Origin of the sequence: Pantoea sp. Mb-10 (assembly GCF_021272205.1) — a bacterium.
Classification (GTDB): Bacteria; Pseudomonadota; Gammaproteobacteria; order Enterobacterales; family Enterobacteriaceae; genus Pantoea.
In genome coordinates this window covers 24929-46073 of record NZ_JAJSDX010000012.1, presented here as the reverse complement: position 1 = coordinate 46073, position 21145 = coordinate 24929, and the positions used below count along the sequence as shown (strand labels likewise).

Here is a 21145-nt window from a genome sequence, read left to right as displayed (position 1 = left end):
GCGTTTCTGCATCCCGGTCACTGACGGACATAAGACCGGCAACACCGCTGATGACGGCATCATCGCCGTGCAGGGGATTCAGGAAATCTCAGTGTTTTAAACAATCGTTAATTGCAGCCAGCACCATATCATGGGCCACGCCAGCACGCACTTCTGAGCGGCCAATCGCGAGAGGCAGCACCAATCGCAGCTCGCCCGCCAGCACCTTTTTATCGCGCATCATATGCGGCAGATAGTCTTCGGCCGCCATACTGGCGGGTCCGTAGACCGGCAAGTTAGCACGCTGCAGAAGCGCAATAATGCGATCGCACTCCGCCGCGCTGAATTGGCCCAGGCGTTGCGCAGTGCGCGCTGCCATGACCATGCCCGCTGCGATCGCCTCGCCGTGCAGCCAGTTGCCATAGCCCATATGCGCTTCAATAGCATGACCAAACGTATGGCCTAAATTGAGCAGCGCACGCAGCCCGGTTTCTCGCTCATCGGCGGCAACCACTTCCGCCTTTAGCTCGCAGCAGCGACGAATGCAGTACGCCATCGCGGCTTTATCCAGCCCCAACAGCGCATCAAGATTTTGCTCAAGCCACTGGAAGAAATCGCCATCAAGAATGATGCCATATTTGATGACTTCTGCCAGACCGGACGAGAGCTCCCGAGCCGGCAACGTGGCCAGGCAATCGGTATCAATCACCACCGACGCAGGCTGATAGAAAGCCCCGATCATATTCTTGCCGAGCGGATGGTTAACGGCCGTTTTGCCGCCCACGGAAGAGTCAACCTGCGACAGCAGCGTAGTAGGAACTTGAATAAAGCGTACGCCGCGTTGATAGCTGGCGGCCGCAAATCCGGTGAGATCGCCAATGACACCCCCGCCAAGTGCAATCAGCGTAGTGTCACGACCGTGCGGCTTTTTCAGCAGCGCGGTAAAAACGTCATCCATAATGGTCAGCGTTTTGTACTGCTCACCGTCGGGAAGAATCACCTGATCAACGTTAACACCCGCATTGCGGAGCAGCGCTGAGAGTTTCTCAAGATAAATCGGTGCCAGCGTCTGGTTCGTCACCAGCATGGCATTATCACCCGCTTTTAGCGGCCAAAAAGAAGCCGGATCGTTAAACAGTCCGGCAGCAATGGTAATGGGGTAACTGCGATCCCCGAGTGAAACCGTGATCTTCTCCATGATGAGCGATACCTGTTGCTGAGCCCTCAGGATGCCGGATTAGTTTTTTTCCAGCATGTTAATGATCTGATTGGCGACCACTTTTGCACTTTGATCGTCCGTGCGAATCGTGACGTCAGCGATCTCTTCATACAGGGGATTGCGCTCGCCGGCTAATGCCTCAAGCACCTCGCGTGGCGGTTCGTCCACCTGCAACAACGGACGCTTTTTATCGCGTTGCGTACGAGCCAGCTGCTTTTCAATGGTGGTTTCAAGATAAACGACCACGCCGCGGGCGGAGAGACGATTGCGGGTTTCACGGGATTTGACGGAACCGCCGCCCGTGGCAAGGACAATACCTTGCTTCTCGGTCAGCTCATTGATGATCTTTTCTTCGCGATCGCGAAAACCAGCTTCGCCTTCCACATCAAACACCCAGCCTACATCCGCTCCGGTACGTCGCTCAATTTCCTGATCGGAATCGAAAAATTCCATATTGAGTTGCTGAGCTAACTGACGACCAATAGTGCTTTTGCCGGCACCCATCGGCCCAACCAGAAAGATATTGCGTTTCTCTGCCATTTTGTCGGTATTACTAAGAATTCGTTGATGATACCCCGCGTTCAGCATCTCGCTGGCGGGACAGGAACTGAGACCTCATAAGCGTTAGCAAGAGTCAGATGGAAAATTATCTCAACACTCATGACCGTTTGGCAACCGAATAAATTGCCCCCGGCGACCTCTCAACAGGACCGGTCTGTGGTTCGCGAGACGGTAACGCCCCTCCTTTTTCTCTCGTAGGCTAAACGACGTTCGCATTAGCGACGCTGGCGTTTCAGGTGCACGCCGCGATCACGTTACGCATTCAAGCGTAAAATTCGCTGCCGTTATGTCGTTTACAACCAAGCAAGAAAATATCACCCGACGTCAGTATCGCTTGTCACTGACGTCCATCGGAGGGTTATCCAACCGCGTTCCGTTACACCATTTTAAAAATCGTTAAACCTTGTATGCTAATTCCCGGCCTGCGTCAACGCGGATGGCCATTCCGAGTGAATTTTCCGCTTTATCCGGCAGTAAGCGCTGATTCCCTGACCAGTCGCGGCGTAATGAAAATAACCAGCTCACGCTTTTTTTGCTCGTGCGACTGGCGGCGAAAAAGCGTTCCCAACAGCGGAATTTGCCCCAGCCCAGGAACGCGCTGCTCACTCCGCGCGCGCTGCTGTTGGAAAATACCCCCCAGCGCCAGCGTCTCGCCATCGCGCAGTGTGACTTGCGTTTCAATCTCCTGCTTGTCGATGCTTAAAATGGGGTTATCACCCACGTTGAGGCTGCGCCCCGGTAAATTCTGACTGAGCTTTAGCTTCAGCCGGATACGCCCGTTGCCCAGCACCTCCGGTGTCACTTCCATGCCCAACACGGCTTCTTTAAATTCAATGGCCGTTGCCCCACTGTTGCCGGATTTCACCTCATAGGGAATTTCGGTGCCCTGCTTTATCGATGCGGTTTGCTGATTCGCGGTAAACAGGCGCGGACTGGCAATGATCTCAATCTGGTTTTCTTGTTCCAGCGCGCTCAATTCCAGGTTGAGCAACTCACCCCCGAGCTTGCCCAGCGTGATTCCCGCCCGAACTGCGGGGTTGTCGATCGCCAGCGGCAACGCGAGCGCGGGATTGCGCAGCGCAGTGGTAATCATGTCAGCAGGTGATGTGCGCCAGTTAACGCCCAGCTCACGCAGATGCTCTTCATTGAGGGTGACGATGTGCGCCGAGAGTTCAACCTGTTCTAATGGCAAATCCAGCGCGCGTATCCAGCGTAAGGCATCCTCAAGGGCCGCGGGCGTATCACGTAACACCAGACGATTGGTGCGCGTGTCTACGGTGACGCTGCCGCGTGGCGTCAACAATGACGACTCGGCCTGCAGGTGGCGAAAAATGTCGCTGGCCTGAGCGTAATGGAGGGTCACGCTGCGCTGGTGCAGCGGTTGCTGCTGCTTTTCCGCTTCGCGCTCGGCTCGCGCGCGTGCCGTCTGTGCCTGTTGCCAGCCGGGCGGATACACCAGCAGCGCATCCTTTTCCTGAACCACCGTGACATTGGCGAGCCGCGTGACGAGTTCCAGCGCACGCGCCCAGTCCACGTTCTCTAAACGCAGCGACAGACGTCCCTGAACCTCGGGCGCAATGAGTAAGTTGGTTTGTTGATAATCCGCCAGCGCCTGCAAAATGTGCGCAATCGGCGCATCATCAAACACCAGGCTCAGCTGCGTGTCGCTCGCGTGCAACGGCAGGCTCAGGCAGCCTAGCAGCAGAAGACTCCTTTTCATTGATACCTCCATGTAATGTCCACGTGTGTTGCTGTTGTGCGCACGCCGCTGTGGTGCTCAATACCAGCGTACGTGCGGAGAGATGGGCGGCCTGCCATGCCGTACCCGGTAAAAGGGTGTGTCGCGTGACGCGATAGCGCGTTCCCTGAGCAGAAATGAGCCAGCCAACGTAGTCTGGCGCCACGCCAAGGATCCCCTCCAGGTGCCAGTCTGATAGCGAGATAGGTTGCGGCAGGCACGCGCTGGCCCGTGGCGGCTGAAAAGGATCGCGCGCCCACGCCAGACTCGCACACAACAGCAGCCCTAACGCGCTATTCCGCTTCCGCATGATCGCCTTCCAGCCAGAGCGTGGCATCCAGCCCGTCGCGCACCGAAGTGAGTTCGAAGCGCTGCGGTACCGCGAGGGTGGTTTCCGTCAGTTCGCTGAACAACGGCAAAAACTGCTGCCAATTCAAACTCAACTGCCACAACTGCGGCTGACTCTCCGGCAACCAGCGCTCAAGCTGTCGCCCACGGGTGCTTACCAAGGACTCCAGCGCGCGCGCGGGCACCGCTTCGGTCTGGGCGCGTTGCAGTGCGGCAACGTCGCGCGTGAGCGTTTCAATCGAAGCTTGCGCTTGCAGCTGGCGCGTTTGCGCGGTTAGCTCAAACCTGCGCTGCGCCAGCTGCTCAACCTGACGTTGATATGTCCGCTGCTGCGGCTGCAAAAGCGCAAGCCATGCCAGCGCAATCAGTAGCAGTACCCCAGCGCCAAGCGAAACCAGTCGCTGCGCTAATGTCCAGCCCAGCCAGCGCGCGAGGACGTTAGTCATCCGGGCTTTCCTCCAGACGAGCCTGAAGCGCGAAGCGATAGTGACCGTCAGACTGGCGCTGTACCGTAGCGGGTTTCACTGCCCGGAGCAGGCTGTGTGCGGCCAGCCGCTGGCGAAAATCACGCACCGCCGCCATGTCCTGCGCCGTGCCCTCCAGCGTCATCAGCTGTTCGCGGCGTGCTATGCGGCTCAGCCACAGTGACGCGGGCATGACGTCAGGCAGCTGCTGCCAAAAATAGTGCCAGCGCTGGTACGCGAGCCGTCGCTGCTCGCGAGCGTGCTGAATCTGTAATAGTTGCGCACGCTGCTGCAGTAAAGCCTGTTGCTGTGCGCGCTGCTGTTGCAGCGTCACCAGTGCCGCGTCCGCGGCCAGAACGCGCTGCCGTAGCAGCTGCAGCTGCTGGTGACCGCGCAGCCACAGCGTGATAACAACGCACGCGCCCAGCATGAGAATGGCGCAGAGCCACATGAGGCTTTGCTGACGCCGCCGCTGCCAATGGCGCGCGCGCCAGGGTAAAAGATTCACCGCCAGCATTCAGGCATCCTCCGGACGCAGCGCCAAACCCAGCGCAACGGCAAACTCGCCCGCCTCTGGCGGAAGCGGAGGTTGTAAATAGTGCAGAAACGAAAACGGGTTGCAGCGCATCATGTCGCGAGTGCAAGCAGGCGGTGGCTGCGTGCAATGCAGCGTTTCTGCCTGCGGAAAGGTTTCACGCACTTGCTCAAGCGTCAGCGGATCGCTGGATATTCCCGAGGTGGGCGATGTACCACCGCACACCCAGAGCCACGTCTCGCCGTGCGGATGCGTCAGCACGTGATGTGCCCGAAGCGGAATGCGCATGGCCAGCTGTACCAGCGCAAGGCTGCTTAGCTCAAAGACATCCGGCCTCAGGCCCGCTTCCCGCAGCGGTGCCAGCCAGTGCGCAATCGCTTCGCTACGCGCCGCGGTCACGCAAAGCGCGGTGGAATCGGCAGCCTGGCGGTAATCCAAAGAGAGTGAGGCAGGCTCGACCGGGAACAAACGCTGCGCGGCGGCCGTAACGTAACGGCTCAGCGCCGGTTCACTCAGCGACTGGTTTGGCAGAGGTAAGGTGCGCTGTAGCACCAGTTGGGGTGGCAGGCCAACGCGCAGGGAGTAGCGCTGTGGTAGCTGCTGCTGCCAGCGTGTCAGCAGAGCAATTAAGGTGTCCGTTGTTTGCAACACGCCATTGCGTAACGTATCGTGCGGCAGCGGCTGCTGCCACCAGTGTCTGAGCTGCCAGCCATGACGCCGTCGTTCAATGCCCACGGCACACAGTTGACCGTTATGGATATCCAATCCAATTTGCCAGCGTTGAAAAGCCATTCGCGCGATCTCCTTATCTCGAAGAGGAAAAAGGATGTCTATCCTGAATGCGTCAGCGGGCAGTCAAAGCCGCAACGACTCCAGGAGTGACGGGTGTATCAAAGCGTCAGGCTTGCCTTTATACTACCGCGCGATTGTTTATAAACTGCCCAACCGACAACAGATGAGAATTCTCAGGTGAAGTTCGTAAAGTATTTATTGATTCTTGCAATGTGTTGCATCCTGCTGGGAGCCGGCACGGTTTACGGCTTGTACAAGTACATTGAGCCTCAGCTGCCCGATGTGAACACATTAAAAGATGTGCATCTGCAAACCCCCATGCAGATTTACAGCGCTGATGGCGAATTAATCGCCCAATACGGTGAGAAGCGCCGCGTTCCGCTGACCTTACAGCAGATGCCACCTGAGCTGATTAAGGCGTTTATCGCCACGGAAGATAGTCGCTTCTATGAGCACCACGGCGTCGATCCCGTGGGCATTTTCCGTGCGGCCAGCATCGCGCTGGTCTCTGGCCATGCCTCACAAGGTGCATCCACTATCACGCAGCAGCTGGCTCGTAACTTTTTCCTCAGCCCTGAGCGCACGCTGATGCGCAAAATCAAGGAAGCATTCCTCGCTATCCGCATTGAACAGCTGCTGAGTAAGGATGAAATCCTTGAGCTCTACCTGAACAAGATCTATCTCGGCTACCGCGCCTACGGCGTTGGGGCGGCGGCACAGGTCTATTTTGGTAAACCTGTGGATCAGCTGTCGCTCAGCGAAATGGCGATGATTGCCGGTTTACCCAAGGCACCGTCTACCTTTAACCCACTCTATTCACACACCCGCGCGCTGGCACGCCGTAACGTGGTGCTGGCCCGCATGCTGGATCAGAATTACATCACCCAGCAGCAGTATGATGAAGCCCGTAATTCGCCGCTGACCGCCACCTATCATGGTCCAGAGATCGCCTTCTCTGCGCCCTACCTGAGTGAGATGGTGCGTCAGGAGATGGTCAAGCGCTATGGCGATCACGCCTACGAAGATGGTTATAAAGTTTACACCACCGTGACGCGTCGTTTACAGGAAGCGGCACAGCAGGCGGTACGTAACAACGTGATGGCCTACGACATGCGTCACGGCTATCGCGGCCCTACCAGCGTGCTGTGGAAACCCGGTCAGGCGAGCTGGGACAATGAACGCATTGTTAAAGCGCTGAAAAACCTGCCAGCCTACGGTCCTCTGAATGCGGCGGTCGTGACCAGCGCCACCGCCACCGATGCCACTGCGGTCTTGAAAGATGGCAGCAGCGTCACGCTGAATCTGGCAGGCGTTCGCTGGGCACGACCTTACAAATCGGACACCCTGCAAGGCCCCACGCCGCGCAGCGTGACGCAGGTGTTGCAGGCCGGCCAGCAAATTTGGGTGCGAAAAGTCGGCGATGACTGGTGGTTAGGCCAGGTGCCGCTGGTCAACTCCGCGCTGGTATCACTCAATCCCGAAGACGGTGCCGTACGCGCGCTGGTTGGCGGATTTGATTTCAATCAGAGCATGTTTAACCGTGCTACCCAAGCGCTGCGCCAGGTGGGCTCCAATATCAAGCCGTTCCTGTACACCGCGGCCATGGATCGCGGCCTCACCTTGGCTTCCATTCTGAATGACGTGCCGATTTCACGCTGGGATGCCGGCGCCGGCGCCGACTGGCGCCCCAAAAACTCCCCACCGACCTATGCAGGTCCCATCCGCTTACGTCAGGGACTGGGTGAATCGAAGAACGTGGTGATGGTACGCGCGATGCGCGCGATGGGCGTGGATTATGCTGCTGAGTATCTGCAGCGTTTTGGCTTCCCGGCGCAAAACATCATTCACACCGAATCCCTGGCGCTGGGCGCCGCCTCCTTTACCCCGCTGCAGGTGGTACGCGGCTACGCGGTGATGGCGAACGGTGGCTTCCTGGTTGATCCTTACTTCATCGCTAAAATTGAGAATGAGCAGGGCTCGGTGATCTTTGAAGAGAAACCGAAAATTGCGTGTCCGCAGTGCAACTTGCCGGTGATTTATGGCGAAACGAAAAAAGCGCTCGCGCTGAACGAAGAGAGTGTGGAAAACGTCGCCACCTCCGATCAATCGCAGAATCAAGCCGTTCCGCAGCCGGAGCTGGAGCAGGTTCCTGCTCAGCCACAGCCTACCGGCGATCAGCAATATGCACCGCACGTCATCAATACGCCGCTGTCGTTCCTGATAAAGAGCGCGTTAAATTCGAATATCTTCGGCGAACCCGGCTGGATGGGCACCGGCTGGCGCGCAGGCCGCGATCTCAAGCGTAACGATATTGGCGGCAAAACCGGTACCACCAACAGTTCCAAAGATGCCTGGTTCTCTGGTTACGGTCCGGGCGTCGTGACGTCGGTGTGGATTGGCTTTGATGATTCACGCGCGCTGGGACGTACCACCGTTTCCGGCGCGATTCCGGATCAGATTTCTGGCTATGAGGGCGGTGCGAAGAGTGCGCAGCCAGCGTGGGATGACTACATGAAAGCGGCGCTGGACGGTGTCCCAGTCCAGCCGTTAACGCCACCGGACGGCGTGGTGACCGTCACCATCGATCGCAGCACCGGAAAGCTGGCCAACGGCAGTGGCAACACGCGTCAGGAATATTTCATTAACGGCACGCAGCCGACCGAATATTCGGTTCATGACGTTGGCACCACCATTATGGACAATGGCGAAAGCCACGAACTGTTCTAAACGAAAAAAGCCGGCAGCAATGCCGGCTTTTTTATGCATGTCATTTGCTCAGTAGTGAATACGTCCCTGCTTCACCAGCCACTCCCGCACCATAAACAGCGCGCTGACGTTACGCGCCTCGCGGAAATCCGGCTCCTCCAACAGCGCCAGCAGATTATTCAGCGGCCAGCGGCGGACGATCAGCGGCTCCGGCTCATCGCCCTCGAGTTTCTCTTCATAGAGGCCTTCCGCCACCACAATGTTCATTTTGCTTGAGAAGTAAGACGGCGCCATGGTCAGCTTACCCAGCGCTTCCAGGCGCGTGGCACCATAGCCGGCTTCCTCTTTTAATTCTCTGTCTGCCGCTTCAAAAGGCGTTTCACCGGGGTCGATCAGCCCCTTAGGAAAGCCCAGCTCATAGTTTTCCAGCCCGACGGCGTACTCCTGAATCAGGATCACTTCATCGCCCAAGATCGGCACAATCATCACGGCTTCGCGCCCCGAAGGCTTCATTCTTTCGTATACCCGACGGGCGCCATTGCTGAAAGCAAGATCAACGGCTTCTATTGTGAATAAACGAGAGCGGGCAACGGCCTCTATGCTGAGGATGTCGGGTTTCTGCAGGGGATTTTTCATAATCAGCCTCAAACTAAGCACTGCCTTGTGAACGCGATGGCCACAGCATACCGAAGCCCGAAACAATGTGCGATACGCACATCTGTAAAGCCCGCTTGCACCTTACTACGTCGCTGCACCTGTGTTGCCATGACGTAATTTTTCGCAATAAGTCAACGAGGTACACCTAAATTAAGAAAAAGCCGATTTTTTATTATCGACGCCCTGGATAAGATCCTATCAAGGAAAAATCTAATAAATTATAATCCAATGATTTTGTGCGTTATTTTCTGTGGGTTTATCTTGTCAGATTAACTTCTGCTCGCCAAAATTAACGGACATTGATGGTTTTCTGGGAGCGCAGCGTAAACGTGAAGGCGGTTTTTTGGCTGGATTGAGCAGAGCATGAGCACTTTTATTGTCATTCTGGCCGTGATGCTGGCCTGTTCGCTATTGGCAGGCATCGCCTTTTGGTTCGCTATGCGGGGACGTCCGCCATTGGCGAAGCCGCTGCCCTTTATCAATCCGCCCTGCCGCAAGCTCACTCATGAAGAACGCAGCGCTGTAGAAAAGTATATTGCCTCGCTGGCGAACGAGTGGCAGCAGCGTCCCGATCGCGCTTCGCGGCGCACACGTCAGCCTCAAGCGCTGGCGCTCACCGCGCAAAGCAACCACGTTTATCCGGTCACGCGCGCGATTACCCGCTATGGCCTCTCCACAGACGACCCACAAAAATGGCGCTATTATCTGGACGAAGTCGAAGTCCATCTGCCGCCGCAGTGGGAGCAATACATTGCCGAAGAGAATTACGTCGAGCTGATCCGTACGCAGACGCTGCCGCTGGTGATTTCCCTTAATGGCCATTCGCTGGTGAACTACGCCGTGGACCAGCCGGCGCTGCCGCCGCTGGTGCGCCCGATGTCTACCAATGCCTCAATTCGTAAAGAAGAAGGGGAAAACGTCGAGCTGCTGCAGGTGCGTAAAGAGACACCCGAAGAGTATCGTCTTTCGCGTCCTGATGGCATGCGTGAAGCCGTGGTGATTTGCCTGGCCTTTCTGCTGCTGTTCCTCAGCCTGGTGGTGCCGGGCAGCATGATGATTTGGGTGGCCCTGTTAGGCGGCGCCATGATTGCCGTCAGCGTGTGGTCGCTGTATCGCGTGCCCGGTGAGAAAGGGTTAAGGGACATTCACTGCCTGCGCGGTGCGCCCAAGCGCTGGGGATTGTTTGGCGAATCCAATCAGGAGCAGACCAACATCTCGCTGGGCATTATTGATTTGATTTACCCCACGCACTGGCAGCCGTACGTTGCCCACGATCTGGGTCAAGTGACCGATGTGGATATGTACCTGAACCGCCAGGTGGTTCGCCAGGGCAAATTCCTGTCGCTGCAGGATGAGGTACGCAACTTCCCTATTCAGCGCTGGCGTAAAAATCTCGTGCTGGCCTGCGGATCGCTGCTGGTGCTGATCTTACTGTTCACGTGGATCCCGCTTGGGATGCCGATCAAACTCAGCCTTGCCTGGGTAAAAGGCACAGAAAGTATCGAGGTCAGCAGCGTCGATAAGCTAAGTGCGATTCCGCTGCGTATCGGTGACAGCCTGAAAGTCAGCGGGACCGGCATGTGCTCAGTGCCCGGCAATTATCAGAGCAACCGCACCTACACCTTTATGCCGTTTGATTGCTCCGCGATTTACTGGAACAACGCCGCACCGCTACCGCAGCCGCAGTCAGACATCATTGATAAAGCCGCCGCCCTGCTGGATACCACCACGCGCCAGCTGCATCCTGAAACCAACACTGACGCTAAGCTCAATCCGCAGCTTGCCTCAGCGATTCAAAAATCCGGCATGATTTTGCTGGATGACTTTTCCGATCTGGTGCTGAAAACGCAGGCACTGTGCAGCCAGCAGCAGGATTGCATGCGGCTGAAAAACGCGCTGGTGAATCTGGGCAACGCCAAAGATTGGGACGCGCTGATCCACCGTGCTGACTCTGGCAAACTGAACGGCATGAACGTGCTGCTGCGTCCCGTCAGCGCAGAGGCGTTGGAAAATCTGGTGACCAGCGCCACCTCCAGCTTCTTTTCGCGTGAGACGCGGCGCGCTGCTGAAACGCTTAACAGCCCGCCGCCGGGAGGCTTCTTGATCATCAGCGACGACGGCCGCCAGATGGTAAATCATCCTGCACCGGCGGTATCCCTGTTCGATCTGGACGCGCCCGAGCAGTGGCAGGAACTGCAGCGGCTTTCCGCCATGCTGCTGCACACGCCCTTCTCCGCCAATGGCATCATTACCGGTTTGTCCACGGATGCCAACGGTACGCGCCACATCGCGCTGCACAGTGCGCCCGATGCGATGGCGCAGTGGCGCTATCCCGCTACCGCGCTGTTGATGTTAGTGCTGATGATCTGCGCCGTCGCCAATGGCTTACTGACGCTGCGCCGCATGCATCGCAATCGCCTGCGCATGGTGGAGATTCAGCAGTACTACGACAAGTGCTTTAACCATAACCTGAGCACTATGCAGAGCGTGCGCTCCCTGTTCTGACCCCTTTGCTTCTGTGCTACCCTGTCGCCGGTTTTACCGTGAGATCGCATCTCGACGCGGTAATGCTGGCCGTTTGGCGCAGAAAGATCGGGCCGTAACGCCTATGCTAAACAAAGAGCGTGTTAACAACGCGGGCTCCGTGCTGATGCTGCTGGATGGATGCTTGCCGCTCAGCAGACGCAAATTGGATTCACCGCTCACCTTGATTTATGACGTTCCACCCATACTTTTGGGTATTCGCACGTGAAACCCCGTTTTTCGCTTACGCACGCCCTGAATCGCCAACGTGCGCTGCGCGCGATAAAACCGCATGCGGGTTGAGCCATCTTTCCAGCGTCCCTTGCCGAGTGTGTCTCTCGTCCGCGGGTAAAGCGTTGCGCGACTGCAGGAGGGGTAAAAGATGAAAGAGAAAAAACCGGAAGACGTTCGCCTGGATAAATGGCTGTGGGCGGCGCGCTTCTATAAAACCCGCGCGCTGGCGCGGGAGATGATTGAAGGCGGAAAGGTCCATTATAACGGTCAGCGCAGCAAGCCTGGCAAAGTGGTTGAGCTGCAGGCAGAACTGACGTTGCGCCAGGGCAACGATGAACGCACGGTAATTGTCACCGCCGTCAGCGACCAGCGTCGTCCGGCTAGCGAAGCGCAGCAGATGTACGCTGAAACCGACGCCAGCATTGAAAAGCGCGAGAAGACCGCGCTGGCGCGTAAGATGAACGCCCTGTCGATGCCGCATCCCGATCGTCGTCCAGACAAAAAGGAACGTCGCGATCTGATGAAATTTAAATTATCGGGCGATGAATAATTCTCGCCCCTGTGAGAGAAATACTATGTCTGTGAATGATCAACTGCACCGTTACCTGTTCGATAATGTCGCCGTGCGCGGCGAACTGGTGAACGCCTCCGAAACCTGGCGCGATATCGTCAAAAACCACGGCTACGCTGAGCCGGTGAATACCCTGCTGGGCGAATTGCTGGTTGCCACCAGCCTGCTGACCGCGACGCTGAAGTTTGAAGGCGACATTACCGTGCAGTTGCAGGGCGATGGTCCGCTGACGCTGGCGGTCATCAACGGCAACCACCGTCAAGAAATGCGCGGCGTAGCCCGTATCAAAGAGGGTGCCGAGATCGCTGCGGGCAGCAGCCTGAAAGAGATGGTGGGCAATGGCTATCTGGTGATCACCATTTCGCCGGAAAAAGGCGAGCGCTATCAGGGCGTGGTAGGCCTGGAGGCGGATACGCTGGCAGGCTGCCTGGAGGATTACTTTATGCGCTCTGAGCAGCTGCCGACGCGCCTGTTCATCCGTACCAGCAGCCAAGGTGTCGCCGGTATCCTGCTGCAGGTCCTGCCCGCGCAGGATACCAACCTCGACGACTTCAACCATCTCGCCACGCTCACCGAAACGGTAAAAAGCGACGAGCTGATTGAATTGCCGGCCACGGAAGTGCTCTGGCGCCTGTATCATCAGGAAGAGGCAACCGTCTACGATCCTTCCCCGGTGATCTTTAAGTGCACCTGCTCGCACGCGCGCTGCGGTGAAGTGTTAAAAACGCTGCCAGCGGAAGAGGTCGATGAGATCCTGGCCGAGGATGGCAAAATCGATATGCACTGCGATTATTGCGGTTCGCACTATGTTTACGACGCGGATGATATCGCCGCCCTGCGCAACTCCCCTTCCAACGATAATACCGTGCTGCACTGAGCATCAGGGGCGGTCATACCGCCCCATCCTTTTACGCCCACCTTAATGATTTCGCACGAAAATTACCTTCCTTTCGCTGACTTTACTTTTATAAGTGGCGGATTTATCTGCTTGTCACGTTCCAGTTCGCATTTTTAACTATCTTCACTTTTACCCCTTGCTCAGACGTGTACACTGCGCGCGATCTGCACTGCCTGACACCGGATGGCAGGAAGCAGAACCTCTCACACAAAAATGCAATGAAGTACCGATTTAAGGAGCAGTCACATGCGCGTTAACGGCCTGACATCGCAAGACCTCGCTGCCATAGGCATCAGCGGCACCACGGAAGTGGTGTACAACCCTGACTTTGATACGCTGTTTCAGGAAGAGACCCGTCCGGAGCTGGAAGGTTATGCGCGAGGCACTCTGACGCAGAGCGGCGCGATTGCCGTGGATACCGGTATCTTCACCGGACGCTCGCCCAAAGATAAATACATTGTGCGAGACAACACCACGCGTGACACGCTGTGGTGGAACGACGTAGGGAACGGCAAAAATGATAACCAGCCGATGTCACAGGAAACCTGGCAGGCGCTGAAAGATCGCTGCACCGCACAGCTCTCCAACAAGCGACTCTTTGTGATTGACGCCTTTTGCGGTGCCAACCCTGACACGCGCCTTAGCGTCCGTTTTGTCATGGAAGTGGCCTGGCAGGCGCACTTCGTGAAAAACATGTTCATTCGCCCCAGCGAGGAAGAGCTGGCGACGTTCAAACCCGACTTCGTCGTACTCAATGCGGCCCAGTGCACCAATCCAGACTGGCAGGCGCAGGGACTGCACTCCGAGAACTTCGTGGCCTTTAACCTCACCGAGCGCATGCAGCTGATTGGCGGCACGTGGTATGGCGGTGAGATGAAGAAAGGCCTGTTCGCTATCATGAACTACCTGCTGCCGCTCAAGGGCATCGCCTCAATGCACTGCTCGGCGAACGTGGGCAAAGCCGGCGACGTAGCCGTGTTCTTTGGGTTGTCCGGCACGGGTAAAACCACGCTTTCTACCGATCCCGATCGCCAGCTGATTGGGGATGATGAGCACGGCTGGGACGATGACGGCGTCTTCAACTTTGAGGGTGGCTGCTACGCCAAAACCATCAACCTGTCTGAGCAGGCCGAGCCGGAGATCTATCGCGCCATTCGCCGCAATGCGCTGCTGGAGAACGTGGTGGTGCGCGCCGACGGCAGCGTAGATTACGCCGACGGCAGCAAGACCGAAAACACCCGCGTGTCCTATCCTATCGAGCACATCGACAACATCGTTAAACCCGTCTCGAAAGCGGGCCACGCCAAAAAAGTGATCTTCCTGACCGCCGACGCGTTTGGCGTGTTGCCGCCGGTATCGCGCCTGACGCCGGAGCAGACGCAGTATCACTTCTTGTCGGGCTTCACCGCCAAACTGGCAGGCACCGAACGCGGTGTGACGCAGCCAACGCCGACCTTCTCAGCCTGCTTTGGCGCAGCCTTCCTGACGCTGCACCCAACGCAGTACGCTGACGTATTGGTGAAGCGCATGGAAGCCGCGGGGGCGCAAGCTTATCTGGTGAACACGGGCTGGAACGGCAGCGGCAAACGCATGTCGCTGAAAGATACCCGCGCCATCATTAATGCCATTCTGGCGGGTGAGCTGGATAATGCTGAGACCGTGACGCTGCCGGTGTTCAATCTGCAAATCCCAACCGCGCTGGCGCAGGTGGACGACGCGGTTCTCGATCCGCGTAACAGCTGGCAGGATGAAGCGGCCTGGCAGCAGGCGGCGCAGGATCTGGCGCAGCGCTTTATCACCAACTTCGAAAAATATACCGACAACGATGCCGGTAAAGCGTTGGTGAAAGCGGGTCCACAGCTGTAAGGGCTACGCGTAAAAAAGGCGGCCTGTGAGCCGCCTTTTTTATTTTACGCGGAAGCCGGGCTCGCCGTCACCGGGGCGAGGCTATTGGGGATTGGCAGCCAGGCGCGAATCCGTAAACCGCCGCGCTCGCTGTCGCCAATCTCCAGCGATCCGTCATGCGCATCGATAATACGCTGCACGATAGCGAGACCGAGACCGGTACCGCTGGTGCTGCGGGCGCTGTCGCCGCGCACAAAAGGCTGGAAGAGGTGCTGCAGCTGATCGGGCTCAATGCCCGGCCCGTCGTCTTCCACCTGGAACCACGCGCGGTTCAGCTCCTGGCCGGAACTGACTTTGATCCAACCGTTGCCGTAGCGCGCCGCGTTAACCACCAGGTTCGCCAACGCGCGCTTAATAGACAGCGGGTTGATATCCAGCATTAACTCTTCCGGCATCACCGCGCTTTCAATTTCGCGCTCGTAGCCGCTTTCTGCGGCCACCACTTCACCCAGCACGCTGTTAAGGTCAGCCCGCTCCGTCTGCATCTCCTGACCGGTACGCAGGTAGTCGATAAACTGTTCGATGATGGCGTTGCACTCTTCGATATCTTTATTGATCGACTCCGCAAGATAGCCATCCTGTTCCCCCATCATTTCCGTCGCGAGGCGGATGCGCGTTAGCGGGGTGCGTAAATCATGGCTCACGCCCGCCATCAGCAGCGTGCGGTCGTCGGCTAACTGCTTCACGCCCGCAGCCATCTGGTTAAACGCACGCGTCACGGAGCGCACCTCAGAGGCGCCATACTCGCGCAGCGGCGGCGGAATAATGCCTTTCCCTACCTGCAACGCCGCGTGTTCGAGGTCGACCAGCGGTCGGTTTTGGATGCGAATAAACAGCCAGGCACCCCCGATAGCCAGTAGCATGATCGCCAGGGTATAGCGGAACAGCGGGGAGAAATCGCCCTGATGGATTTCCGTCAGCGGCACGCGCACCCAGATATCCGGCGACAGCCAGGTTTTCAACCATACCACCGGTGAGTTCTTGTTGACCTCAACCCGCACGTCGGTAGGGCCGCCAAGCTGCTGCGCCATCTGCTCGCTAAGAAATTCATAGTGCTGCGCCCAGCGCAGGCCGCTCTCTTCTGCGGCCGCGTTGGTATAGAGCGAGATGCCCAGCTCACGGTAGATCTCGCGCCGGAAAGCCGGCGGTACTTCCAGCTGCGTGCCATCCTCCAGCTGCAGACGGTCAGTCATCAGCATACGCACTTCATAGGCGAGGACTTTATTGAACTGCTGCAGGCTAGGAAGAATGGCGAAGTTAAGCACCACCAGGTATGTCGTTACCAGGCTGACAAACAGCAAGGTAACGATCAACAACAGGGTGCGAGCAAACGAACTGCGGGGTGAGAAGCGCAATCGCCTCATGCTTTATTGCCGTCCGGAACGAAGACGTAGCCAAGACCCCAAACGGTCTGAATATAACGGGGATGCGCAGGATCTTCTTCCACCATGCGACGCAGACGAGAAATCTGTACGTCAATGGAACGCTCCATGGCGCTGTACTCACGACCGCGTGCCAGATTCATCAGTTTGTCACGCGACAGCGGCTCACGCGGATGGCTTACCAGCGCTTTTAGCACCGCAAACTCACCGCTGGTTAGCGGCATCGGCTCATCTTCGCGGAACATTTCGCGCGTACCGAGGTTAAGCTTAAATTTACCAAACGCAATTACCGCCTCCTCCTGTGACGGTGCGCCCGGCAGCTCATTCGCCTGACGGCGCAGCACCGCACGGATGCGTGCGAGGAGTTCACGTGGGTTAAACGGCTTCGGAATATAATCGTCTGCGCCGATCTCCAGGCCAACAATACGATCCACTTCTTCGCCTTTCGCGGTGACCATGATAATCGGCATCGGGTTGCTTTGGCTGCGCAGGCGGCGGCAAATCGACAAACCGTCTTCACCCGGCAGCATCAGATCGAGCACCATTAAGTGAAATGATTCACGGGTCAGCAGACGATCCATCTGTTCGGCATTGGCCACGCTGCGTACTTGAAAGCCCTGTTCGGTGAGATAGCGCTCAAGCAACGCGCGCAAACGCATATCGTCATCAACAACCAGAATTTTGTAATTCTCTTGCATGTTCCACTCCCAAAGGCGCCATTGCCTGAATCAATATTGTGTAAAAAAGGGACCCGACTGTGACAGTCATTAATGGTTTATATTCTAGCCGAAATTGTTACAAAGCATATTAAACAGCAGCTTATCCTGGTTTTAAGGTGCAGATTGCGTGGCACTTCGCGTTTTTTATGCGACTGCCTGGCAAGCTAGCGCTTGTCTGAAAAAAACACCGATTTTCTTTGTGCCGCTGGCTTATGTTGTCGGGAAGCGGCGCGGTAAGAGGCTCACTGAACAATTTGAGTTAAATGAATAGTATTTAATTTCTCATGAAATAACTTTTACAGCATAAAATGTGGCTATTCCATCGAAAGCTTATCGGCTGTGCTCGGAACAATTCCTGACGGCCACGATTCAAGTCCAGACAAAAATAAAGCCTTTTAAATCAGTAAATAACGCTAACTTTTCACATCGCATTTTATCTCCGAGACTGGATGCATTCCGCTGTGTCTACGTTCATATGGAGAGTAAAAATGAAAAGTACCCTGGTTCTGATGAGCGCGCTAATACTGACTGGCATCCCGCAGGTTCAGGCGGCCACCAGCGCCGGCGAAGCAGCAGGTGCACAAGCCTCTACCACGGCCAAAGGTAACTCTGACGCCATCGGCATCGGTGCCGTTGGCGCACTGCTGGGCGTGGCGCTGGCCACCATGGGCGGTGGCGGCGATAAAGGCAGCAGCAGCAGTACCTCTACCACCACTGCCACGGCACCGGGTAAATAAACGCCGCGTTGGCCGTTTTAGCGCCACCGCCGATGATGCTTGTTTGCGTATCCCGGGCGACGACGCCGGAGAAAACCGTCCTGTCTCAGCGTAAGAGGCAGCGCTTCTCCGGTGCGTTTAATCCACTTTCACATACTCAATGCGGTTCACAAACCAGATTTTTTGCCCTTCCGGTGTGTTAACCACCACTTCGTCATCCACCGCTTTCTTAATCAGCGCGCGCGCCATCGGCGAGTCAATTGAAATGTACTCTTTGACGGTATCGCCGTAGATTTCATCCGGCCCCACAATGCGAAAGCGTTTTACGTCGCCCTGCTCGTTTTCCACTTCCACCCACGCCCCGAAGAACACTTTACCTTCCTGCTGCGGCGCATAATCCACAATTTTTAATTCGGCCAGGCATTTACGCAGATAGCGTACGCGCCGATCAATCTGACGCAGCAGGCGTTTGTTGTAGGTGTAATCCGCATTCTCTGAACGATCGCCCAAGCTGGCAGCCCAAGAGACAATTTTCGTGACCTCCGGACGCTTTTCATTCCACAAGTGGTCGTGCTCGGCACGCAGTTTGTTGTAGCCCTCGCGGGTAATCAGTTGGGTTTTCATGACGTCAGCTCGTGATAACAGCATTGTTGCGCAGATAAAGAGGCTCACAATAAGCCAGCGCTGCGCCCCTATCAAGGCGTGCGCTCGCGTACGCGAGCCACGTTCAGAAAAAGACGCATTCCCGGCTCGTCGGCTGGCAATTTCTGCCCTCAGTCCGTATAACTGTCCCCTGTTTTTAACCCTGTGAACGCAAGACCGTTACTGATGATGAAAGATTCGCTGAGCCAGATTATCGCAAGTGAGCTTAAAGCCCGTGCCGACCAGGTTGATGCCGCCGTTCGCTTGCTGGATGAAGGAAATACCGTGCCGTTTATCGCACGTTATCGTAAGGAAGTGACCGGCGGGCTGGATGACACCCAGCTGCGTCAGCTCGAGAGCCGCTTAGGCTACCTGCGCGAGCTGGAAGAGCGTCGCCAGTCGATTCTGAAATCCATCGACGACCAAGGCAAACTCACGCCGGAGCTGGCTGACGCCATCAATAGCACGCTGAACAAAACCGAACTGGAAGACCTGTATCTGCCTTACAAGCAGAAGCGCCGCACGCGCGGCCAGATCGCGATTGAAGCCGGTCTTGAACCGCTGGCAGAGACGCTGTGGAGCGATCCGTCACAGACGCCCGAAGCGATCGCCGCCGGCTATGTGGACGCTGACAAGGGCGTTGCCGACGTGCGCGCCGCGCTGGATGGCGCACGCTATATCCTGATGGAGCGTTTCGCCGAAGATGCGGCGCTGCTGGCGAAAGTGCGTGATTACCTGTGGAAAAACGCGCACTTGGTGTCGCGCGTGGTAGAAGGCAAAGAAGAAGAAGGCGCGAAGTTCCGCGACTACTTTGATCATCATGAAGCGCTGAGCAGCGTACCCTCGCACCGTGCGCTGGCCATGTTCCGTGGTCGCAATGAAGGCATCCTGCAACTCTCTCTCAACGCCGACCCGCAGTTTGAAGAAGCCCCGCGCGAAAGCTACGGCGAGACGCTGATCGCTGAGCACCTCAACCTGCGCCTGAATAACGCCCCGGCGGACAGCTGGCGTAAAGCCGTGGTGAGCTGGACCTGGCGCATTAAAGTGCTGCTGCACCTCGAAACCGAACTGATGGGCACCGTGCGTGAGCGCGCGGAAGATGAGGCGATCAATGTCTTCGCCCGTAACCTGCATGATTTACTGATGGCGGCGCCCGCAGGCATGCGCGCCACCATGGGGCTTGATCCCGGCCTGCGTACCGGCGTAAAAGTCGCGGTCGTGGATGCCACAGGCAAGCTGGTCGCCACCGATACCATTTATCCGCATACGGGCCAGGCAGCGAAAGCGGCGACCATTGTGGCAGCGCTGTGCACGAAGCATCAGGTTGAGCTGGTGGCGATCGGCAACGGTACCGCCTCGCGTGAAACCGAACGCTTCTTCCTGGACGTACAGAAGCAGTTCCCGGCGGTCAATGCGCAGAAGGTTATTGTCAGCGAAGCAGGCGCGTCGGTTTACTCCGCCTCAGAACTGGCCGCGCTGGAGTTCCCTGACCTCGACGTCTCCCTGCGCGGCGCGGTGTCCATCGCCCGCCGCCTGCAGGATCCGCTGGCAGAGCTGGTGAAGATCGATCCCAAATCCATCGGGGTGGGCCAGTATCAGCACGACGTCAGCCAGAGCCAGCTGGCGAAGAAGCTGGATGCCGTGGTTGAGGATTGCGTCAACGCCGTGGGCGTGGATCTCAATACCGCCTCCGTGGCGCTGCTGACGCGCGTGGCGGGCCTGACCCGCATGATGGCGCAGAACATTGTGAGCTGGCGCGACGAGCACGGCCGCTTCCAGAATCGCCAGCAGCTGCTCAAGGTGAGCCGCTTAGGACCAAAAGCCTTTGAGCAGTGCGCGGGCTTCCTGCGCATTAACCACGGTGATAATCCGCTGGACGCCTCTACGGTACACCCGGAAGCCTATCCGCTGGTGGAGCGCATTCTGACCGCCACCGAGCAGGCGCTGAGCGATTTAATGGGCAATGCCCGCAGCCTGCGTGACCTCGATGCCCGCCAGTTCACCGACGATCGTTTTGGTCTCCCCACCGTCACCGACATCATTCGCGAGCTGGAAAAACCCGGCCGCGATCCGCGCCCGGAATTTAAGACGGCGCAGTTTGCCGAGGGCGTGGAAACGCTAAACGACCTGCTGCCCGGCATGGTGCTGGAGGGCGCCGTCACCAACGTCACCAACTTCGGTGCGTTCGTGGATATTGGCGTGCATCAGGACGGTTTGGTGCATATTTCCTCCTTGTCCGACAAGTTCGTGGACGATCCCCATCAGGTGGTAAAAGCAGGCGATATCGTGAAGGTCAAGGTGATGGACGTCGATCTGCCGCGCAAACGCATTGCGCTCACCATGCGTCTGGACGAGCAGCCCGGTGACAGCACGGCGCGCAGCGGCAATAACCGCAGCGGCAGCAAAGACGCGGCGCGTCCCGCTGCGCGTGAGAAAGCGCGCGGTAAATCCAGCGCTGCGCCATCGGGCAACAGCGCGATGGGTGACGCCCTCGCCGCCGCCTTTGGTAAGAAGCGTTAAACCTGCCGAGAAAACCGCGCGGAGGTTCGCCGCCTC

Annotated in this window: 18 protein-coding genes; 7 read left to right on the top strand and 11 right to left on the bottom strand. The window is 57.3% G+C overall.

The features are described 5' to 3' along the window. Nucleotides 1-88 precede the first annotated feature (88 nt). The 7 genes from aroB to pilM all read right to left on the bottom strand — a co-directional run bounded on the left by aroB (nucleotide 89) and on the right by pilM (nucleotide 5636). Nucleotides 89-1177, bottom strand: a complete 1089-nt coding sequence (gene aroB / locus LU196_RS19260; protein WP_232761040.1) for a 3-dehydroquinate synthase — start codon at nucleotides 1175-1177, stop codon at nucleotides 89-91. A gap of 39 nt (nucleotides 1178-1216) precedes the next feature. Then, on the bottom strand, nucleotides 1217-1738 hold the full coding sequence (gene aroK / locus LU196_RS19255; RefSeq protein WP_010617392.1) for a shikimate kinase AroK: 522 nt from the start codon (nucleotides 1736-1738) through the stop codon (nucleotides 1217-1219). A gap of 484 nt (nucleotides 1739-2222) precedes the next feature. Further along, complete coding sequence (gene hofQ, locus LU196_RS19250) at nucleotides 2223-3479, bottom strand: DNA uptake porin HofQ (RefSeq protein ID WP_232761041.1); 1257 nt, start codon at nucleotides 3477-3479, stop codon at nucleotides 2223-2225. Beyond that, entirely contained in the window at nucleotides 3400-3807 is a 408-nt protein-coding gene (locus tag LU196_RS20445; RefSeq protein WP_370641023.1) for a HofP DNA utilization family protein, read from the bottom strand. Before LU196_RS20445 ends, hofQ begins: the two co-directional genes overlap by 80 nt. Then, the gene (locus tag LU196_RS19245) at nucleotides 3791-4291 is read right to left on the bottom strand and encodes a hypothetical protein (protein WP_232761043.1); all 501 of its coding nucleotides are present in this window, start codon (nucleotides 4289-4291) and stop codon (nucleotides 3791-3793) included. Before LU196_RS19245 ends, LU196_RS20445 begins: the two co-directional genes overlap by 17 nt. Then, nucleotides 4284-4826 carry a PilN domain-containing protein gene (locus tag LU196_RS19240; protein WP_232761045.1) on the bottom strand — a complete coding sequence of 181 codons (543 nt, stop codon included), beginning with the start codon at nucleotides 4824-4826 and terminating at the stop codon, nucleotides 4284-4286. The genes LU196_RS19245 and LU196_RS19240 overlap by 8 nt, the downstream gene beginning before the upstream one ends. After that, nucleotides 4827-5636 (bottom strand): type IV pilus biogenesis protein PilM, encoded by an 810-nt coding sequence (pilM, locus tag LU196_RS19235; RefSeq protein ID WP_232761047.1) that lies wholly within the window; start codon nucleotides 5634-5636, stop codon nucleotides 4827-4829. A 177-nt stretch (nucleotides 5637-5813) separates the two neighbouring features. On the opposite strand from pilM, the gene mrcA reads away from it, so the two are divergent. Continuing rightward, nucleotides 5814-8363: a peptidoglycan glycosyltransferase/peptidoglycan DD-transpeptidase MrcA gene (gene mrcA / locus LU196_RS19230; RefSeq protein WP_232761049.1), complete on the top strand. Its 2550-nt coding sequence runs from the start codon at nucleotides 5814-5816 to the stop codon at nucleotides 8361-8363. Between the two features lie 48 nt (nucleotides 8364-8411). On the opposite strand, the gene nudE is transcribed toward mrcA, so the two are convergent. Then, nucleotides 8412-8978 carry an ADP compounds hydrolase NudE gene (gene nudE / locus LU196_RS19225; protein ID WP_232761051.1) on the bottom strand — a complete coding sequence of 189 codons (567 nt, stop codon included), beginning with the start codon at nucleotides 8976-8978 and terminating at the stop codon, nucleotides 8412-8414. Between the two features lie 384 nt (nucleotides 8979-9362). On the opposite strand from nudE, the gene LU196_RS19220 reads away from it, so the two are divergent. The 4 genes from LU196_RS19220 to pckA all read left to right on the top strand — a co-directional run bounded on the left by LU196_RS19220 (nucleotide 9363) and on the right by pckA (nucleotide 15091). After that, nucleotides 9363-11504 carry an intracellular growth attenuator family protein gene (locus LU196_RS19220; RefSeq protein WP_232761053.1) on the top strand — a complete coding sequence of 714 codons (2142 nt, stop codon included), beginning with the start codon at nucleotides 9363-9365 and terminating at the stop codon, nucleotides 11502-11504. Nucleotides 11505-11904: 400 nt separating this feature from the next. Further along, nucleotides 11905-12306, top strand: coding sequence for a ribosome-associated heat shock protein Hsp15 (gene hslR, locus LU196_RS19215; protein WP_232761054.1), 402 nt, complete (start codon nucleotides 11905-11907; stop codon nucleotides 12304-12306). Nucleotides 12307-12331: 25 nt separating this feature from the next. After that, nucleotides 12332-13204, top strand: coding sequence for an Hsp33 family molecular chaperone HslO (gene hslO, locus LU196_RS19210; protein ID WP_232761056.1), 873 nt, complete (start codon nucleotides 12332-12334; stop codon nucleotides 13202-13204). Nucleotides 13205-13471: 267 nt separating this feature from the next. Continuing rightward, entirely contained in the window at nucleotides 13472-15091 is a 1620-nt protein-coding gene (pckA, locus tag LU196_RS19205) for a phosphoenolpyruvate carboxykinase (ATP) (RefSeq protein WP_232761057.1), read from the top strand. 44 nt (nucleotides 15092-15135) lie between these two features. On the opposite strand, the gene envZ is transcribed toward pckA, so the two are convergent. Both envZ and ompR read right to left on the bottom strand, forming a co-directional pair. Then, nucleotides 15136-16494, bottom strand: a complete 1359-nt coding sequence (envZ, locus tag LU196_RS19200; protein ID WP_232761059.1) for a two-component system sensor histidine kinase EnvZ — start codon at nucleotides 16492-16494, stop codon at nucleotides 15136-15138. Continuing rightward, nucleotides 16491-17210 (bottom strand): two-component system response regulator OmpR, encoded by a 720-nt coding sequence (gene ompR, locus LU196_RS19195; protein ID WP_100701809.1) that lies wholly within the window; start codon nucleotides 17208-17210, stop codon nucleotides 16491-16493. Before ompR ends, envZ begins: the two co-directional genes overlap by 4 nt. A gap of 509 nt (nucleotides 17211-17719) precedes the next feature. Between ompR and yjbE the strand changes: the two genes are divergently transcribed. Further along, nucleotides 17720-17968 (top strand): exopolysaccharide production protein YjbE, encoded by a 249-nt coding sequence (yjbE, locus tag LU196_RS19190; RefSeq protein WP_232761060.1) that lies wholly within the window; start codon nucleotides 17720-17722, stop codon nucleotides 17966-17968. A gap of 117 nt (nucleotides 17969-18085) precedes the next feature. Here the strand turns inward: yjbE and greB are convergent, their stop codons facing one another. Next, complete coding sequence (gene greB, locus LU196_RS19185) at nucleotides 18086-18571, bottom strand: transcription elongation factor GreB (protein ID WP_232761061.1); 486 nt, start codon at nucleotides 18569-18571, stop codon at nucleotides 18086-18088. A 207-nt stretch (nucleotides 18572-18778) separates the two neighbouring features. Here greB and LU196_RS19180 point away from each other — a divergent pair, with 207 nt between their 5' ends. Then, nucleotides 18779-21109, top strand: coding sequence for a Tex family protein (locus LU196_RS19180; RefSeq protein WP_370641028.1), 2331 nt, complete (start codon nucleotides 18779-18781; stop codon nucleotides 21107-21109). Nucleotides 21110-21145: the final 36 nt, after the last annotated feature.

What these genes read in the sequence shown, in the direction of transcription:
- aroB (WP_232761040.1), bottom strand. Translation starts at nt 1,177, where the DNA reads ATGGAGAAGATCACGGTTTCACTCGGGGATCGCAGTTACCCCATTACC.
- LU196_RS19245 (WP_232761043.1), bottom strand. Translation starts at nt 4,291, where the DNA reads ATGACTAACGTCCTCGCGCGCTGGCTGGGCTGGACATTAGCGCAGCGA.
- pckA (WP_232761057.1), top strand. Translation starts at nt 13,472, where the DNA reads ATGCGCGTTAACGGCCTGACATCGCAAGACCTCGCTGCCATAGGCATC.
- LU196_RS20445 (WP_370641023.1), bottom strand. Translation starts at nt 3,807, where the DNA reads ATGCGGAAGCGGAATAGCGCGTTAGGGCTGCTGTTGTGTGCGAGTCTG.
- ompR (WP_100701809.1), bottom strand. Translation starts at nt 17,210, where the DNA reads ATGCAAGAGAATTACAAAATTCTGGTTGTTGATGACGATATGCGTTTG.
- pilM (WP_232761047.1), bottom strand. Translation starts at nt 5,636, where the DNA reads ATGGCTTTTCAACGCTGGCAAATTGGATTGGATATCCATAACGGTCAA.
- LU196_RS19240 (WP_232761045.1), bottom strand. Translation starts at nt 4,826, where the DNA reads ATGCTGGCGGTGAATCTTTTACCCTGGCGCGCGCGCCATTGGCAGCGG.
- LU196_RS19220 (WP_232761053.1), top strand. Translation starts at nt 9,363, where the DNA reads ATGAGCACTTTTATTGTCATTCTGGCCGTGATGCTGGCCTGTTCGCTA.
- hslO (WP_232761056.1), top strand. Translation starts at nt 12,332, where the DNA reads ATGTCTGTGAATGATCAACTGCACCGTTACCTGTTCGATAATGTCGCC.
- greB (WP_232761061.1), bottom strand. Translation starts at nt 18,571, where the DNA reads ATGAAAACCCAACTGATTACCCGCGAGGGCTACAACAAACTGCGTGCC.
- hofQ (WP_232761041.1), bottom strand. Translation starts at nt 3,479, where the DNA reads ATGAAAAGGAGTCTTCTGCTGCTAGGCTGCCTGAGCCTGCCGTTGCAC.
- envZ (WP_232761059.1), bottom strand. Translation starts at nt 16,494, where the DNA reads ATGAGGCGATTGCGCTTCTCACCCCGCAGTTCGTTTGCTCGCACCCTG.
- aroK (WP_010617392.1), bottom strand. Translation starts at nt 1,738, where the DNA reads ATGGCAGAGAAACGCAATATCTTTCTGGTTGGGCCGATGGGTGCCGGC.
- LU196_RS19180 (WP_370641028.1), top strand. Translation starts at nt 18,779, where the DNA reads ATGAAAGATTCGCTGAGCCAGATTATCGCAAGTGAGCTTAAAGCCCGT.
- hslR (WP_232761054.1), top strand. Translation starts at nt 11,905, where the DNA reads ATGAAAGAGAAAAAACCGGAAGACGTTCGCCTGGATAAATGGCTGTGG.
- yjbE (WP_232761060.1), top strand. Translation starts at nt 17,720, where the DNA reads ATGAAAAGTACCCTGGTTCTGATGAGCGCGCTAATACTGACTGGCATC.
- nudE (WP_232761051.1), bottom strand. Translation starts at nt 8,978, where the DNA reads ATGAAAAATCCCCTGCAGAAACCCGACATCCTCAGCATAGAGGCCGTT.